The 18,019-nt window shown below is 58.9% G+C and carries 11 protein-coding genes; 2 read left to right on the top strand and 9 right to left on the bottom strand.

The genetic code is table 11. From position 1 onward, the window contains the following. Positions 1-26: 26 nt before the first annotated feature. Together ACVWYP_RS08895 and ACVWYP_RS08890 are read left to right on the top strand one after the other, a co-directional pair. Positions 27-629, top strand: coding sequence for a JAB domain-containing protein (locus ACVWYP_RS08895; RefSeq protein WP_456684099.1), 603 nt, complete (start codon positions 27-29; stop codon positions 627-629). Positions 630-791: 162 nt separating this feature from the next. Continuing rightward, positions 792-2,045, top strand: coding sequence for a tyrosine-type recombinase/integrase (locus ACVWYP_RS08890; RefSeq protein ID WP_456684098.1), 1,254 nt, complete (start codon positions 792-794; stop codon positions 2,043-2,045). Positions 2,046-2,482: 437 nt separating this feature from the next. Here the strand turns inward: ACVWYP_RS08890 and brxL are convergent, their stop codons facing one another. Genes brxL through ACVWYP_RS08845 form a run of 9 tightly spaced genes read right to left on the bottom strand, consistent with a single transcriptional unit; the run spans position 2,483 to position 17,939 of the window. Continuing rightward, positions 2,483-4,579 (bottom strand): BREX system Lon protease-like protein BrxL, encoded by a 2,097-nt coding sequence (gene brxL, locus ACVWYP_RS08885; RefSeq protein ID WP_456684097.1) that lies wholly within the window; start codon positions 4,577-4,579, stop codon positions 2,483-2,485. Positions 4,580-4,590: 11 nt separating this feature from the next. Further along, entirely contained in the window at positions 4,591-7,092 is a 2,502-nt protein-coding gene (gene pglZ, locus ACVWYP_RS08880) for a BREX-1 system phosphatase PglZ type A (protein WP_456684096.1), read from the bottom strand. A 2-nt stretch (positions 7,093-7,094) separates the two neighbouring features. Continuing rightward, positions 7,095-10,574, bottom strand: a complete 3,480-nt coding sequence (pglX, locus tag ACVWYP_RS08875) for a BREX-1 system adenine-specific DNA-methyltransferase PglX (protein ID WP_456684095.1) — start codon at positions 10,572-10,574, stop codon at positions 7,095-7,097. Beyond that, complete coding sequence (locus ACVWYP_RS08870; protein ID WP_456684094.1) at positions 10,574-11,074, bottom strand: hypothetical protein; 501 nt, start codon at positions 11,072-11,074, stop codon at positions 10,574-10,576. The genes pglX and ACVWYP_RS08870 overlap by 1 nt, the downstream gene beginning before the upstream one ends. Next, positions 11,071-12,243, bottom strand: coding sequence for an AAA family ATPase (locus ACVWYP_RS08865; RefSeq protein ID WP_456684093.1), 1,173 nt, complete (start codon positions 12,241-12,243; stop codon positions 11,071-11,073). The genes ACVWYP_RS08870 and ACVWYP_RS08865 overlap by 4 nt, the downstream gene beginning before the upstream one ends. Beyond that, entirely contained in the window at positions 12,243-15,776 is a 3,534-nt protein-coding gene (gene brxC, locus ACVWYP_RS08860; protein ID WP_456684092.1) for a BREX system P-loop protein BrxC, read from the bottom strand. Before brxC ends, ACVWYP_RS08865 begins: the two co-directional genes overlap by 1 nt. 8 nt (positions 15,777-15,784) lie before the next feature. Continuing rightward, complete coding sequence (locus ACVWYP_RS08855) at positions 15,785-16,396, bottom strand: DUF1788 domain-containing protein (RefSeq protein WP_456684091.1); 612 nt, start codon at positions 16,394-16,396, stop codon at positions 15,785-15,787. Continuing rightward, positions 16,396-17,016, bottom strand: a complete 621-nt coding sequence (locus ACVWYP_RS08850; RefSeq protein WP_456684090.1) for a DUF1819 family protein — start codon at positions 17,014-17,016, stop codon at positions 16,396-16,398. Before ACVWYP_RS08850 ends, ACVWYP_RS08855 begins: the two co-directional genes overlap by 1 nt. Continuing rightward, positions 17,016-17,939, bottom strand: coding sequence for a WYL domain-containing protein (locus ACVWYP_RS08845; RefSeq protein WP_456684089.1), 924 nt, complete (start codon positions 17,937-17,939; stop codon positions 17,016-17,018). The genes ACVWYP_RS08850 and ACVWYP_RS08845 overlap by 1 nt, the downstream gene beginning before the upstream one ends. Positions 17,940-18,019 lie beyond the last annotated feature (80 nt).

Raw genomic sequence — 18,019 nt, 5'->3', positions numbered from 1 at the left:
CCGCGAGCACGGCATGGTTGTGGCCGATGCCCACCAAAGCCAGTGACAGCCCCGATCAGCCCGACGAGACGCCACATTATCACGGCCATCGCGAGCGGCTGCGCGAGCGCTTCTATGCGGCCGGGCCCGACGCGCTGACCGACTATGAGTTGCTCGAAATGGCGCTGTTCGCCGCGATCCCGCGCCGCGACACCAAGCCGTTGGCCAAGGCGCTGCTGAAGAAGTTCGGCTCGTTCGCCGAGGTGGTGCACGCGCCGGTGGCGCGGCTGCGCGAGGTCGAGGGCGTCAGGGATGCCTCGATCAACCAGCTCAAGCTGCTCGCCGCCGCCGCCGGCCGGATCGCCAAGGGCGAGATCAGGCGCAACATCGCGCTGTCGTCCTGGAACGACGTCATCGACTATTGCCGCACCGGCATGGCGTTCGCCGACAAGGAGCAGTTCCGCCTCCTGTTCCTCGACAAGCGCAACCAGCTGATCGCCGACGAGGTGCAGCAGACCGGCACCGTCGATCACACCCCGGTCTATCCGCGCGAGGTGATCAAGCGCGCGCTGGAATTGTCCGCCACCGCGCTGATCCTGGTGCACAACCACCCCACTCACCCCTTTTGCGTCACGTTGGATCACGCTTAAGCACGGTTAAACACTAGCAAAATCGCGGCTTTTTGGCATTGCGCGGTGGGGGCGGTTTTGGCAAATTGGGGGCTGTAAAAGGGGTAGAAAACGGCCTTCCGCTCCCAGCTAGCGATCCCTGTTTCTCCTCGACCGATCCCAGTCCGGGAAGGAGGAAACGCCATGCCCGCCCTAACCGACACCGCGATCCGACATGCACTGAAGCGCGTCGAGGTCAGCCGCAAACAAGAGAACCTCGCCGATGGCGAAGGACGCGGCACCGGCCGTCTCGTCCTCGTTCTCAAACCCATGCCGAAACGCGTCACCGCCGACTGGATGGCGCAGCAATGGCGCGACGGCAAACGCACCAAGAAGAAGATCGGTGCCTATCCGTCGATGTCGCTCGCGCAGGCCCGCGAAATTTACAAGCGCGACTTTGCCGACGTCATCCAGAAGGGCCGGAGCATCAAGATAGCCACCGATACCCGCCCAGGCACGGTCGCCGATTTGTTCGAGGGTTATGTCGCGGCGCTCAAGGAAGCCGGCAAGCCGTCCTGGAAGGAAACCGAAAAGGGCCTTAACAAGATCGCCGACACGCTTGGGCGCAACCGCCTCGCCCGCGAGATCGAGGCCGAAGAAATCATCGAGCTGATCCGCCCGATCTACGAGCGCGGTGCAAAGTCGATGGCCGATCACGTGCGCTCCTACCTTCATGCTGCCTTTAGCTGGGGCATGAAGTCCGACAACGACTATCGCCAGCAATCGTCTCGCCGCTTCCGTCTCCCCTTCAATCCCGCAACGGGCATCCCGACCGAGCCCAAGGTCCAGGGTACTCGCTGGCTCGACGAAGACGAGTTCGTGCAACTCTATCGCTGGTTGGAATGCCCTGACACGCCGGTCCATCCCTCCTATCCGCGCGCCGTGCAACTCATCATGCTGACCGGCCAGCGCGTCGAGGAGATTGCGCGCCTCCATGTCGATCAATGGGACGCCAAGGAGCGGATCATCGACTGGTCGAAAACCAAGAACGAGCAGCCCCACGCGGTCCCAGTGCCCTCGCTCGCTGCGGAGCTGATCGAGTCGATCAAGCCGAACGAATACGGTTGGTTCTTCCCTTCGGCAAAAGAACCGAAGAAGCCCGTCAGCCACGGCACGCTGTATAGCTTCGTCTGGCGACAGCGGGACCGCGGCGTGATCCCCTATGCGACGAACCGCGATCTCCGCCGAACTTTCAAAACGCTTGCCGGCAAAGCGGGCGTATCGAAGGAAATCCGCGATCGCCTCCAAAACCACGCCCTCCAGGACGTCAGCTCCAAGCACTACGATCGCTGGCACTATATGGTCGAAAAGCGCGCCGGCATGGCCAAGTGGGACAGGTTCGTTCGCGCACTGCTCAAGAAGAAAAGGGTCAACGACACACTGAAGCAGGCCGCGTGAACTGTCGCGTCGTCACCGTCGTCGGCACGCTCGGGCTGCTCTGGCCCATCGCTCCCGTCCATGCCGACCCATGCGAGGCGCCACTGCCAAGCCAGGCCGGCGTCCGCTTTTCTGGATTCGTCCGATACGTCGGTGATGGAGACGGCCTTTGCGTCGGTAAGACGGCGAATCCCAAGGAGTGGATCGAAGTTCGGCTTGCAGATTTTGACGCGCCGGAACTACACAAGCCCGGTGGTCCCGCAGCCAAGGCGGCCCTTGAGCACGTCGCCCTCCAGCGCGCAGTTGTATGCACGACGGAACGAGGCCGTGGCGGTCGCGTCATTTCCTTCGATCGGGTGATCGCCCGCTGCTGGATTGGGCCCAAAAGCATCGGCGACCTGCTTCGACGGGCTGGCATCGCCGAAGGTGGAAATTAGCTGTGGTCGGCGCCGCCTCGGCTAGCCGGAGCTCTCGCTGCTTGGCGCGGCGCTCTTTGCTTTCAGGTACGTAACCTCAAAGGCTTTGACCAGACGAAACGATTGCACTCGATTGGCAAGACTGAATGCATCGTTCATCTCGAATTTTTGGAAAATATCCAAGCCCCGATCGAGACTGATTTTCCAGCCGGTGTCACTCACAACGTGACGCGCGTGGATCGTGTTTGTCCCATCAAATTCCCATGAAAATTTAACCCCTGCTGCCGTGCAAGCGTTCTCGACAGCGACAAGATTTGCTTGCTGCTTCTCTGGGTAATTTTCGTCCGGACAGGTGATTAGTCGCACCGTGACCTCATCCTCCGGTGCCTTGCGCACGGCGATCATCTCGATGAACTCCATCAGATTCCGCACCTGATGGAACATCCGGATATAGGGGTCGGTGATCACGATGTTTGTCGCGCCCTCGAGCCATGGCCAGAAAAGCTCAGCGAAAGTGACGCCTTTCTGGTTCTCGCTGAAAACCTTGTGCCCCTCGCGCGGACCAACGCGAGCGCCCTTCGTCTCCGCCGGCTTCTGGACAACCTGCGGGACAGGCGCGTCAGCGCGCCCCTTCACTCCTTCAGGCACAGGCTCGTCATGGGCGGGCGCGCGCTTATGGTAGTATTGCGGATACTCAGCTTCCTCGAGTGTCTTGACGACCACCTTACGGCCATCGCGAGCGGTGAATGAGAAATCCGTCTCTGGATAGGTACTGTCGATCCGAAGAAGCTGGTCCTTCACCCGCTTCCGTCCTTCAGCAGCGAGATGCAGGATCTCCTCCACCTCTGCCTCTGTCGCGTTGTCCGCCGGGAAGAGCAGCTTCATCATCCCGGAGAACGCCTTGTTCACGCCATCGCGGTCGCGCGTCGAAATATCCGATGAGAGCGTGAACAGGGGCTGGTAGCGATTGGAGTAGTCGTCATTACGCATGTGCCGAAGAATTTCGGCAAGGTAGTCGACGACGAAGCCATACCCTGATGCAAACATTTCTCCGCGGATGACGTCGATCTCCCAACCAGGCACATAGGTGTGGAGTCGGTCGATGAAGGCCGAATCGTAATATTTCTCCGGAAGCTCCTCGAATAAGTCGGTATGCTTCAGCATGTACGGGACATTGTGCTTGGTGTTCCCGACAAAGACCATCGACGACTCGGCGCCAAGTGTTTCTACTCCTCGCGAGAAGCTCTTGTTGGCCATATAGTTTTTCATGATGTCGACAAGCGCCTTATCGACCCGCTTTTGCCGACCGGCGAACTCATCGAAGGCTACGACGTCCCAGTAGCCGACCAATCCGATCTTTCCCGAACTGTTATTGACGAACAGCTTCGGCACCGTCACTTCGCCTCCGGAGATCAGGATGCCGTGCGGCGAGAACTCTGAGAAGATATGCGACTTGCCAGTGCCTTTCGGCCCCAGCTCGATCAGATTGTAGTTTCGCTCGACGAAGGGCACGAGGCGCATCAGTTGCAGGAGCTTGCTGCGGCGTCCGAACATCTCGGGATCGAAGCCGACCGTCTGGAACAGCAGATCGATCCATTCGTCGGTCGTGAATCCCGCGCGCGCGCCGAGAAAAGCCTCATAGTCGAACTTCGATAGCTGGATCGGCTTGATGCTCCCCAGAATCCAGGGTTCGATGTTCTTGTCCTCGCTGTGCTCGTATTCGACGTCGGCAATGCACCAGACACCGCTAACTAGTAGCTTGGGATGAGCCTTCACGGTGTCGGAGTCGATGATGACCTTCTTGATGCCCAGGTTGGCGAAGGTCGCCTCATAGGCATCCTTGTCGGTGTTGAGATCGACGCTGATCTTGTCGATCACCTTCCATCGGCCCTTTTCCCGGATGTTCGATCGGATCAGCCCGGCCTCATTGCGATGGACGTAGTGCTTGCGAAGGATTTCCTTGACGGTCTCGATCCCCGATTGGATCGAGCTCTCATCATTGGTAGCGCAGTATTGCCCGAGCAGGAACTCCAACACGTAGGACGGGACAATGGCATTGCCCTTTACCGCCTTGACCAGGTCCTTGCGAACCACGAGGCCCGGGAAGCGTTCGTTGATTTTGTCATCCAGCGCGGTCATCGCTTCCCCCGTCAAAAATCGAAATCACTCGAGAAACTGCGGCGCAGCGTGTAGCGAGCCGTGCGGTACTCCCTGAAGTGGGACGTATCGCCATGCCGCTCTTCCAGCTTCAGCATCACCTCCTGGCCGTTGAATTCGTCGGCCCGGCGGAGCAGGAGGAATCGTACCGGGACTTCGCGCTCGCGCGCGTTTTCGGATCGGAAGTCGAACACAAGCTCGTGGCTATCCGAGATCAATTCGCCCGACTGGGCATAAATCCCCGTTCTGAGGGTGCGCGCCTGGGTTTTCTCCGTGATGGCCTCCACCTGGTAGAAGCGAACCGAGATCTGGCTCGACGTGATCAACTGGTTGGAGCTTCCGATGATCTCCACCTCAACGGCGGTCGTGTCGCTCTGCCGTTTCTTGTTGATCTTGACGACGGGAACGACAACCTCCTGAAGGGTTGCGCCGCCATGCACGAACCGGCTCCCCGATCCCTGCCGGCGGAGCCGATTGATGGATTTGGGGATGAGCAATTCCACCGAGCCTTCGAGACCGGCCTGCTCCGGCGTAAAGCGTCGCAGACCATGATTGCCCTTCAGACCGTGTCCGAGGATGAAACGCCGGTCGCGGAAAAGAATCACGTCACCTTCGACCTGCGCGGAGGAGAAGTCGCTCTCTTCGATCGGGCGGTGTTGGTAGATGAAGCCATGATCGGACGTCACGATCATGTTGTTGGCGTTCGCGCCATTGAGCTTTTTGACAACCCGCACGATCTCCTCGATCGTGTCTTCGGCGGCCTCGAAGACGCGCTCCTCTGAATCCCGCTTGTCGCCGATCGCGTCGATCAAATTGTGATAGACGTAAACGACGTCATGATCTCGGACGAGCGCTCGCGCCTCGTCCTTGTCCAGAGCCATGAGGTCCTCGGCCTTCAAGGCCGCCGTTCTATCGCCCGTCCGCCCCGTCGCGAGGATTTTCTTGCGGTTTTCGATACCCTGCGAACTCTGGCCATTCACCAGCACGGTGCCGCTGTCGTGGTCCGCAATCTGCAACTCGCCATTGGGCAGAAGCGCCGCCATCCCGAGCTGGGTGTAGCTCGGAAGGCAGCCGAACATTGGATCGATGCCAGCCTCGTAGCGGTCCAAGCTGAGGATGCGCCCTCGTAGTTCCTCTGCCACCTCATAGCGGAGCGCGTCGGAAATGATGACACACACCTTCTGATCGCGCCGGCGAAATTCGCCCACATGCTCCCTGTAAAAAGTGCGCTGCGCGGGAATCGGGGGCGCTGACCAAGTTTCAGCCCCGTCGACATGCGTCTGCCAGGCCTCGTTCAGGCGCAGGAGGTAGCTGTTTACGTAGTGGTTCTCGACCTGTTCGAACAGCTCGCGCATCAGCGTCGCCTGGCCGGACTTCTGGATGCGCGAGATGAATTTCCGGTAGAGCTGATCGATCCGGAACCAACTCTTCGCGTAACGCTCGACGCCCTCCGCGAGGCTGGTCATGCCGAGCGTGACCTGTGCCATCGCTTGCTGGAACTCGGCGGCGAAGCCGATCGCTTCATAAAGGTCGCGATAGGCGCCATACCAATGGCTTTGCCGACGCTGGCGGATCCAGTTCAGGACTTCTCCCTGCGCCACAGTCTGGCTGCCCACCTCATGGACCAATGCGCGGATGATTGCGCGGTCGACCTCCTCGAAGTAATCCACTTCGATCAGCGCGCGGAAGTCGCGCTTAGCGAGATCCTGGGCCACGCTCAGCGCCTCGGCATATTCGGCCGAGAGGGTCGCAAAGGCTTCCTCCGCATTCCGGTTGTTCTTCCAGCGACGGAAGAACACCAGGGCTTCGGGAGCCAGAATCGCTTCGCCACCGACCGCGCTCTGATAGCAGGACTTGAACAGCGTGATCGCGAAGTCGCCAACGCTCCCCTTTTCAGGGCGGTAGCCGAAGAGCCGTTCCATCTGATCCCAGAGGAAACCGCTCAAGCCGACACGGTCGATCAACCGCAGGCTGTCATCCTTGCCGGCTGCCAGCTCGCCCAACAACGCCTCGACGACCGTATCGAAGTCGCCGTCGGCCCCAGCGCACACGCTGAGCATCCTCAGACGCAGCTTCGCCTTGGTGTCGTCTCCGCGAACGGCGGCCTTGAGCTTCTCCAGCCGGCGTCCGGAGCGAAAGAACTCCTGATGTTCCCGAACCACCTCCTCGAAGCTGATCGGCAATCCCAGGTCCGCCAGCCAGATCGCGACCTGATCGCTCTTGAACACCCCGTGCGCTAACTCGATGTCGAGCAGCCAGTTGTCGACGTCGGCCGGGCGTGGTCCGTCGCGATAGAGCAAAAAGCGCCGCTTCGGCTCCTCACGCAGGACGCGATGCTTCACCGCGAACTCGGTGTTCAACACCTCGATCTTTTCGACATCATCGAGCGTCAGCGCCTCGAACGCCTGCCGGAATTCGTGCGACGGATCGTACCAGAAGACGATCCGGTGCTTGTCGAATTGGGTTTCGAGCCCCTTGGCGATCCGGTGCTGCATGCTCAGTCGTCCGAATCGTTGAGGCCCTTGATCGACTTCAGGGCGGCGCCGAACTTCGGATAGTTGCCCTTCACCCCATCATCGAGGTCTATCTCGATCTTTTGGGTCGCCAGCGGGAACAAAACGTCACGCTCCCAAGCATCAAGCTCCTCGATCTGCCGGGCTGTCGTTTCGATCTCCCTCAAGGCCTTGGTTTTCTGCGCGGTCGAAGCGTCCCCGCTGATGCTGAGCGCTTCCTGCGCCCGGCGGTGCGCCTCGAGCTTGGACCGGAACTCGCGAAGATAGTCGTTCAGCACGATACTCACCGTGTCGGGGCGGTAGCGGTGCATATAGATCAGCGCGTTGAAGGTGCCCTTCGGGCTGGAGAACAGCCAGTAGATGGGCCTCTTCTTGTACCGCTTCACATGTTCGTTGAAAAAGTCCCGAGTGAAGTACCTGCGAATGTCCTTGCCCAACGCCTGCTCGACGAAGGCGAGGTCTTCCTGGAAATGCTCCTCGCCTAAAGTGACACGCAAGAAGCTGCGGAACCGCGCAACAATGTCGTCCGCGAACCAGTCACCGTCGAGCACGGGGATCACATTGTCGGCGTCCACCTCAAAGGTAGGGTTTGGTACCTTGGCGCGATAGTCCTCCAACCCTTCACCCTGGTTCGCGAGGATCAGGCCGGGCACATCGAGACTGTAGCGGCCGAACATGCAGCCCACGGCATAGTGCAGGAATTCGGCCATGGTGTCGGAAAGCAGCCGTGCCTCGCGCTCCGCTTCCGTGCCCTTCACGCCGTAGCGATAGGCCGGGTTGCAGGTGAGGGTGATTTCGTCGATCGGAACATCAGGCGTCAACTCGTCATGCAAACCGTAGGCATCGATGAAGATGCGGTTGTTCTCTTCCTCCAGCCGCTGCATCTCGTCCGTCATGCCCTGCCAATGGGCGCGCAGGCGGGCATAGGTGGCCTTTAGCGTCTCGGCCCGGTGATCGAGCGAGAGCAGCGGGAGCGTGGTGAAGTCCCAAGAGGTTTCGTGGGCGTCCCAGTCGGATTTTCCAAGCTGTATAGCTGTTGAGGCGTTGCGTTTGACCCTAGTGTCACGAATTTCATCACGAATTGGTAAGTTCACCAGGCTGCCCGGGTTGAAGTCGAGTGTCGGGCAGATGATTTCAAGAATCTTGGCGCAAGGCTTACTAAGGAGAAAGGCGAGAATCGAATTGGTTTCATCTGCATCGTGCGGTAAGAAAACGCTACCCTTTTGATCGAAAATCCCGAAGTCGTCTTTTAGACGCGCTGAGAACGAACCAGAGCTCAGGTTTGTGTACGTGATGCCATTTTCGAAGTATCGACGATGATTGCGCAAGACCGCACTTGGATGAGTGCGGATTTCTTGACCATCATTGGACCAGTTCAGAACGTAGTCTTTATTTCCATACCATTTGCGAAATTCTCCACCCTTGGTGTAAGGGACCCACTTCCATCCTGAATTCGTGGCGCCTTTGCGCAGTCTTTGATCGGTTTCATGCCAGTATCTCAGGAATCTGTTATTATCGCCCGTCTGTAACCCAACACAGATGTCGCAACGTTCGCCAAGGCGTTCATTCTCTTTGAAGGCATGAAGCATTTCTTCCGAAAGCCAATATGCGATTGGATTACCGGGGATCGAGAGAAGGTCGGTTTGCTTGAAGGTGAACCTGCCATAACTGCGGTCCAGAAATAGGGCCTCGATCTCGGATGGCGTTCGGACTTGAACGTGCTTTTCAAAAAGCCGCCTGTATAGTCCGATTGTGTTCTCAGCTGGAGCTGTCTTCCTAACGAGGAATGCAACGCTGCCAAAATCAGAACCAAAAACTCCTCTTCCAAGATGGAGCAGCCCAACAATTGAAGTTCTTTCAACAAGCGTAAGTCGTAGCTTTTCAAATGATCCGAGGAACATCCAAGATGGCAGGTTGATCATTCCATACATGCCGTTCGGCAAAAGCGCGTCAACGGCTCTCTCCATGAAAGCCGTCATCAAGTCGGACTTTGAGTTAGGATAAACTGTCTGAAGGTGAGACTTTAGCTTCAAATTCATGCCGTTAGCGTTCATATACGGCGGGTTGGCTACCACCACATGATACTTCGGCGACAGCGCCTCGGCCATGTGCAGCACAACCACAACTCTGTCCTGCACCTCTTTCAGTAGCAAATCGCTGCCGAAGTCCTGCGCCTCCACCACGCGCAGTGCCTCGGCCGCGTCGCGCAGCTTCGGCACGATCAGTGAACCGAAGTTTTTCGCCTGCTCGAACTGCACGAGCGTCTCGCGCAGTTCATCCGTGAACAGGTCGCGCCCCACCAGTGCAGCCACGTCCGTCATCTCGGCCGCGGTGAATGTCACATTCTGCAGGACGACGATGTCAGGCTTAGCCTCCATCCGCAGGAATCGACGCCGCCCCAGCCGCGCCGCCGCCTTCATCGCCAGCGCGAAGGCCGCCATCGCGCCGGCGCGGTCGTCGATCTCCAGCCCGGTGAGATTGTGCTTCAGGATCAGCGTCGGGATCTGGGGCGGGTCGTAGCCTTCTTCCTCGTAAATCGCGTGGAGGAGGTCGAAGGCGTAGGTTAGCATATGTCCGGACCCGCACGCCGGATCGCAGACTTTGATCTCCTCTGGTGACGTGATGCGCAGGAAGTTCTTCTCTGGCTCTTCCGGCGCGATGTAATAGTCCATGCGCTCCCTTAGCCGGGAGGTCGGCCGATTCAGCATCCAGAGCCGACCGAGGGAATTCTCGACGAGGTAGCGCACGATCCAGTGTGGCGTGAACAGTTGCGTGGCTGCCGGGATATTCTCGGCCGTGATCTTCACGTTTTTCTTCAAACCCGCGAAGACCTCATCCTTCTTCTCGGAGATGTAAAATTGGTAGAGCCAGCCGATGACTTCGACATCTTCGCAGACCTCCGGCGTCATCGCCTCGCGCAAATGGGCGAGAATCGAGGCGTTCGATAGCAGGTCCTCGGGCAGCAGCAGCTCGGTGTAGTCGTCGATCCGCTCGAACAGGAAAGGCATAACCCTGTGCCAATCGTTACAGATCGCGACGAGCAGCAGCCGATAGGCTTCGGCCTGCGCGTCCGGGCTTGGAGCACGGCCGTCCAGCAGAGCGCGGACCTGAGCGCGAATCTTCTCCGGGACGCGGTCCTCATCCATGTTCCCGGCCTTGGCTTCGGCCAGGATTTCCGGCTGGAACTGACCGGACAAAGGCGAGACAACCCGAACGGGGTTGAGCTCGTTCACGTCCATGAAGCGCAGAGCCGAAAAGCGGTTGAACCAGACATAGGCCACTCGCTCGATCACCTGGTTCTTTCCATCCAGCGCGATGGCCGCCTCAAGCTTCTTCATCGCCTCTAGATGCTCGCGCCTAGCGGCGGCGCCTTCCGCGAGCACGGAGTCCAACTTGGCGCTGACCTGCCCCATCAGAGTGCGGCGGGCAAACTGCGCGAACTTCTTGAGCCTCGTGGTGTCCATCAAGCCGCCCCCTCACTAATCCGCCGGATGGATTGATCACCAAACCGCTTTTTCCATTGCTCAATATTCAAGATGATGCAGCTTGCTGCGCAATCGCGCGCCCAATCCGCGTGGCGTATGGGGATCGATTTCTTCAGGTCATCCTGCTTTGTTAGCAGCAAGGCTGCTTCCAATTTCTTCATTGAAAGCAGTACAACATAGACGACGCTTAGGTCGCCCTTCCCCTGGACAGATCGAAAGAAAAGAGTGTCTCGAAATTTCCCGGACAGGCTTTGCACAAGCTTGCCGGAGTTCAGTTTCTGCTCAAACGCGGGCACGTCCTGGGCAGAAGGATTATCGGGGTCCTTTATTTCAACGAATATAGACCGATCTTCGTATTCAGCGATGAAATCGACGCGCTGCATGGTACTATTGCCATGATAGGCGCTGTCATCAAAATGAATAACCGCCTTCGCCTCCGGGAACGCGATTTCCAAATCGTATTCCTGCACCGTTGTCATAGCGTGACTCCCTCTAGGGAGCGCTCGATTTCAGCGTCGTACAACTCGCTGAAGGTCTTAGCTATTCCGGTATTCACGAGCTGGTCGTAGTCATCGGTGGAGTGAACGGCTATCGCTTCACTATCCTCCTCTCTAACCAGCACATGGAATCGAACGTGATCCTCCTTGCCCTTTTCCATGAGCAAGTCGAACCACTTCAGCAGAACATAATCATGGGTCGCGAGGACGATCTGCTGACCGTTGCGCGACAGCTCTAGGAGAAGCTGAACGAGCTTCTTCATCAGCTTCGGATTGAGGTTGGCCTCCGGTTCATCCCACAGCAGAACGCCAGTGGCACCGGGGTTGATCGAGCCGTTGCAGAGCAGCCGATGGAGTACGCCGATTTTCCTGTACCCCTCGGCTGTCATGCCGCTCGACAGCGATTGCCCGCCTTTCGGCACGAAACGGGTGACAGTCGAGTCCTGGTAGGCCTGCGCTGCCTCAGACTTCGACCGGGCGGGATCGGCCTTCGCCTCGTAGCGGCCAGGCTCGAAGCGGAAAGCGCCTTCGCTCGTCCAGCGATACCGCCCGCCGACGAGGTCGACCAATTCGTGGACAACGCTCGATAGCCTCGGATCGTCATCGAGGCTCGAAGCCTCGTCGTCGAAACCCGGACGGACGAGGAGTTCCGCGAGGTCGATATAGCCGTCGTCGAAGATCATCTCGACGGTGGCGCGATCATGATCCGCGTGGCACATGCCACGGACGAGCGACAGCACCTCCTTCGTCGGAATGAAGACGGGTTGCAGTTCATGCCCCGACCCGCCGGCATCCACCTTGATCTGCACGGCTTGAGAGCGGCTGCTGAACGAAATCGCCACGCGAGCGTCATCGCTGCTCACCAAGTTGAGCCGCGTTGGGGCCTTCGCGCCGTTGGCGCGCAGGGTGCCTATCCTGCGTTCCTCAGGAGAAAAGAGCCGTAGCAACTTCCTTGATATCTCGGCCGCTACCTCCTTGGCCGAGCGATCGTCGGATGGAGGCAGGCCCGCCAGCGCCAGGCCATAGATCGCCTTCAGGAGGTGTGTTTTGCCCGTCCCGTTGGAGCCTATGACCACGTTCACCCGCGGGGACAGCGATAGCTGCAAGCTCCCGAACGCCGTGAAATTCTCGATCTCGACGCCGGCGATCATCACACAGTCACCCGCTTGCCCGCGCGGATTTCGGCGATCAGCGTCTCGCGCAGGGTATTCAGATAGGCATCAATGTCCTGCTCGTCGGCGAGGTACGGCTTGGCATAGGTGACGCGCAACGCGCTGGCGGCCACATATTCCGGTTGGGTCGGCGCCGGCGGTGTGCCGCTCGTGCTGTCTCTGAAGCCGCGCGGCTTGTCGTCCTCACCGTCCTTCTTCACGGGAGGCGGCGCGGTTACGCGGCCGAGCAGTGCCGGAAAGCCGGACGCCCGAAATCCGCTCACCCGCTCCCTGATCACCGCAATCAGCTTGCTGGTCTCGATGGTATCAAGAACCATCGTGAAAGCTGCTTCGATTTCGCGGCGGTCAGGCTCCGCCAAGGAAGCGAATTCGGGGAGCGCCCGCAGCTTGGCGCGAAGCTCATCGACATCGGCAATCGCCGTCTTGCGTTCCGCCGCGAGCCGTTTGTCAACCTCCGCCCTCAGGGCATCAAGGGCGCCCTTGATCTGCTGGATGGCGTTGCCCTTGAAGCAGTTGGGATCCTCCAAGACCTCGTGGATGGTGCGGGCCTGATCTTCGCCACCATATCCGAAATTGGCATTTTGATCGGCCAGATAGGTCCGCGCCTCGTCATAGATCGCCTTCTGACCACCGCCCATGAAGCGACGAATCGGATCGAGAATGACCTCCTTCAGATCGAGCAGCCGATCCTCGTGGCGACCGAGGTCCTGAAGATACCAGGCATAGGGCTTTCCCGTGACCTCACGGAGCGCATCCTGAAGACTGCCCAGCGCAGACAGAAAGGGGTAACGCGACGATTGACGTTCGAGGACCACGAGTTCGGTCTTGAGCGCGCCGAAGGCTTCGGCTGTCTCGATCCCGAGTGCTTTGCCCTCAGCGCCTGCCGGCTGCGCATCGAAAAACTCGCGGAAGAATTCCTTGAGCTTGCGCGTCTGCGCCGGCGTGAACTCCACTTGGAGTTCGAGAACGATATTGCCGAGAGCGTGGGCGTTCTGGAGCCCGCGCAGCAAGGCGTCGCCTTCCAAGGGGCTGCCGTCCGAGCGCGCTTCGATCTTGCCGCGGCCAAGCAGGCTGGCCATGGTGCAAAGGATGGCGGCGTAGGACCAGCCATAGGGCTTGCGCTCGAACCGCTCGACGATGGCCTTCACCGTCGTCCTGATGCCGTTGCGCGCGTTTGACTGCGCGAAGTTGAGAATCTCCTGCTCGGCCTCGGTGAGATTGGCGCCATCCTCGCCGAACATGCCGTCGTTACCGTGCGTAAGGAACCGGCCGATCTCGTTTTCGGAATAGGCAGCGCCGCGCAGCATGCCGAGATTGACGTGGACCTTGTCGACAAGGGTCTGGAACGCACGCTCGATCCGGGCCTGAGCATCCTCGGAGCGAACCTCAATTTCCTCCCCGCGCACGAAAAGCCGGGCATCGCTCACGAGGGCGCGGGCCTTGAGGGTGAGATCGCGCTGCCGGCCGTTGTTCTGCTCGCCCTTCTCGCGGACGATGCGCTCGATGCTCGGCTGCTGCGTCACGGAGCGCGCCTGACGGACATATTTGTCCGTCCGCTTGAACGTCATCACGTCGCTGACGAAGCGGTTGTCGGCATTGAGAACGATGGCGAGTTCGTCCCTCGACATGGTCCGCATGGCGGTCGCTTCGGCGTTACCGCTCTGCTCGTGAAAGGGCGTGATGACGTTGATCGCCAGCTCGTAGTCGCGACCGAGCAGCCGATCATCGAGGTAGCGCGCAAAGGCATAGTCCTGCGAGGACGCCTCGTGCCGAAGCTTGCGGCTCTTGATGACGCCATCGAAAATCAGCGTCTCCAGCTCCTTGGAGATTTCCGCTGTGTCGACTTCGATCGCCTTGATTTCCTGTTCGACGTCCTTCTCCTCATCGGTCAGGAACTCGAACAGCTCGCCATTGCGCTGGATGTAGGTGTTCTGCTCAAGCAGGCTCAGCGCCTCATCAACACGCCGCTTATGCTTCGTCAGGTCCGTGTCGAACCCGTCGAGCATCAGGACGGCGACATTGCGGGCCGTGGGCTTGAAGCCCTTGACGTATTTGACCAGAAACAGCGCCTTCAGAATCCGTGTGGCGAATTCGTCACCCAGGTTCTTCTCGGCAATCAGGATCGATTGCTGAACATTCGATTTGAGCGCGGCGCGGATGCCCTCGAACATCTGATCGAAGGTCGCAAGCCCACCGACCGGCAGCTCCGCGAGCCGCACCGCGACTTCCTGGAAAACGCCCAGCATGGACCGTTCACCGACCGAGCTGTGCTTTCCCTCGAACGCGTTGTGCTGGGACAGATTCTGAATCGCCAATTGGAACAGCGGATACTGGTAGGGAACAAAGGGATAGCTGTGAATGAAATGATCGCGGTCGCGGAAGTTCTCCAGCCGGATCGAGCCATCCGTGAAGTCGAACAGCGTCTTCAGGTTGTTCGACTCGCGGTGGTAGACGTCGGACAGGCTACTGATGCCGGACTCCGTCTTTTTGAGCAGCCGCCTCTGGATCACTTCGGCGACATCGGCGCTGTTAAGCGGCATCCGATTGGCGAAGCGTGCCTGAATCTTGGAGAAGTCGTTCTCCTGTCGCTGGTTCATATCGCCGATAACCGACGCCATATCCTGCTGCGCCGTGACGATGATCCAGGCCCGACCGCGGCACTTGGTGTTCAAACTCTCCGCGATCGTCTGGAGGTTCGTCATGAGCTTGACGTTGTCGGCGATGTACTGACCCACCTCATCGACGAAGAAATTCAGCCGGAAGCCCGGCTTCTGGGTTTCGATATAAGCCTTCACCTTCTCGGCAAAGTCCTCGATCGACGACCGGAAATCCTGGCGATACCGCGTCAGGATGCCTTCGCCCTCGGAGGGATTGGCGCCAGTGGCTTGGGTATAGGCTTTGGCGACATTCGCGTTCTCTAGCAGCGCCTGCTCGCGTCCGCGCTCCCAGGGTTTCCCGGCGACAGACTGATAAGCTTCCCTGAACGCCTCGAGCACCCCACGACTGTCCAGATCGCGCTCGAACTGCGCGATGTGCGGCTGCTTGCCATAGTAGCCGCCCATCTCGTCGAAGACTTTCTGGAACACAGAGAGCAGCGCGTCGGTCTGCACCTTCGAGATGACGTCGGCCTTCTGGTCGATATTGAACAGGATGCTCTTCGACGGGATCGACACGGCTTTGCGTAGGTCGGCCGCGAGGATCTCATTGTGCGCGCATTTCAGTTTGAAAAGCTCATAGGCTGAGCTTCCGCCGATGTCCCGGTTCTCCAGAAGGAGCGCCAGCATTTTCAGCAAATGCGATTTGCCCGAGCCGAAAAAGCCCGAGATCCAGACCCCGTTGGCCGTGCCATAGTTGTTGTAGGCATCAAGGAATTTTTCGAGCTGACGCTCGATCTCATTCGTGATGACATATTCCTCAAGTTCGACCCTGAGGCTGGCTTCGTCATCGGCCTTGATGACCCCTTCGATCGCACGATCGACGGGCTTTTCGAAGATGTCGCGAAGTGTGGTCATGCCCCCCCTCAGATCTCATAGTGCGTTATGTCGAATGCCCGGTAGTATTTGTCGTCGTGCAGGATTCCGAACAAATCGAGTGACGCGCCGGAATCCAGGCTTTGTGTATATTTTCCCGGGAAGAACATCACCGTCGGTTTTTCCTTGGCGGTGCTCTGAAGGTTATTCAACACATTGTGGGATCGGATATAGGGGTAGACCTCGCCGACACCCGACAGGAACAGAACATCGAACTCCCGCTCAGCAAGAAGGGCCCCAATTTCCGGAATGAGATGGGTTTCCGGATCGAGAACCCCTTGCAGAAGCTCTTTGAGCTCGTCCTTTCCGATGCTTGGCTCCGCCGCGAGAACGTCATCCCATATGCCGCGATTACGCAGCAGGGAGATGCTGAGGTCATAGAGGTTGATCTCGACCACGCGCACGCCGTGATTCTCGAGTTGCTTCACGAGGCTCGCGCGCATCGCCTCCATTCCGACCGCTTCCTCGACCGGATAGGGGCAGATGAAGAACGGCACTTCATTGCCGAGACCCTGCTTTTTGAGGAATCTGTCGCTCGCGATCACCCTGAGAAGGTGGTCGAAGCGGTCCTTGGAGGTTGCCGTCTTGCTCAGCCGCGCCATTACCCCTTCCTCCCCACCTGCCGATCCGCTCCTGGGAAATATCGGAGTTCATCGGGTTTTCCCGCCTGAATGACGACCAACAGGCGCGGTGACAACATCGCTCCGAGTATTCGGTTGTCGTGCGACAAGATTTCAGCCTCGCGCATCAGGCGAAAAAGCACCGCCCGAAGCTTGGCTCGCGTGGACATCGAGAGCGCCCCAAGCTTTGGAGACCACTCTTCCTTCGCAGCGTAAAATGTATCGAAATCATCGTAGGTCAGGTCCGTTCGCAGCGACATGAACCTGTCGCTCAGTACCTCGACAGCGAATTCGGCAATGAACCTGTAAGCGCGACAGGCGGCGAGCCACAGAAGCGCCGCCTGTTCGCTCCGCGCTCCTTCGATTAGCAGAGCCAGCTCGCCCGGGGACAGGCGCTTCAAGCGATTTACGATCTCCCGAATTGACCGCCGCGCCGAACTTGTCTTCCGAACCGGAAACGCCCCGCTCCGTTGCGCTTCCGCCACCGTCGCTTCCCAATCGTTGCCAGCGTCATGAAGACGGGCGATAGCCACGCTTTCGTTGATGTAGAGCCCGCCAGTACCGAATGACATCAGATAGGGCTGTTGCTGCGGTCTCTCCATCAAGCACCTCCAACCCTTTTTGGAGTCTGCTCGACCTCCCCGAACTCGAAATCTGCGCGTCTCAGTGCACGCTCTGTCTCATGGAGGTTGAGCGCAACAATATGTTGAGTGCGCGGATTTTGCTGGCTTGCATCTCCCAATAGGCCCAGTCGCTTAAGCACATAAAACAGCATCGCGTAGCGAACGCTGAGGACGGCACGATCATTCGTCATACCGTAGTCCTTCGCGACCACCGCGCGCTGAGTAGGCGTCAGCCCTGGATGGGGACCGATCTCAATGTCAAAGGTCTTCTTCCACAAAGCATCCTGATCACCACCTGGACCGGGCACGTCCATGTGACGCACACCAAGAATGCGCGGCAGCAAGAAGTCTTTGAATTTTTCATCGATATGGCAGTAGCCCCGAACGTGCCACCGGAGTCCGTCATAGCCAAAGGCGTGTGGTGTCATCCGACGCCACATTGGGTCGGTTCGCCTGCTCCCCATCGACTGATAGTAGACTTCCACCGAACGGTTTTCACGAAGGGCTTGAAGGACCGCCTTCAGCACATCAGAATCCACCTCGCGGCGGGGCGTCAGCGCGATGTCGGTCTCCGGTGGATTCGAGATCCACGACTCACTGGGATCGGCGAGCCCTTCCGCCAAAGACCGCAGACGCGACAGATACCCGTCGGGGTCCGGTTTCAGGAAAATCGGCGAGAACTGCGGGCCCGCGACATAGCGCTTGGCGCTCTTGTCATAAATGGCGTTCTGCGGCGCGCGCTCCTGATAGAGCGTCAAGTCTTTCGACGCTTGTGGCACGGACACGCCGAACATCTCGATGATGTCAGACCGGTTGACGCCGCCCTCCCAGAACAGCCGGAACTCGATGAACTCGAGCCGGCGTTCCACGCCCCATTTCAACGCTGCGCCGCCTTCTGGCATCACCAACTCCACTTTTCGCCGATACGGATAAAAACTATATGGACATATCGACGCGATCTGTGTAGTTATTATTCCCATCA

The sequence above is a fragment of the Bradyrhizobium sp. USDA 3262 genome, assembly GCF_054060035.1.
This window is presented reverse-complemented; position numbering and strand designations above follow the sequence as displayed.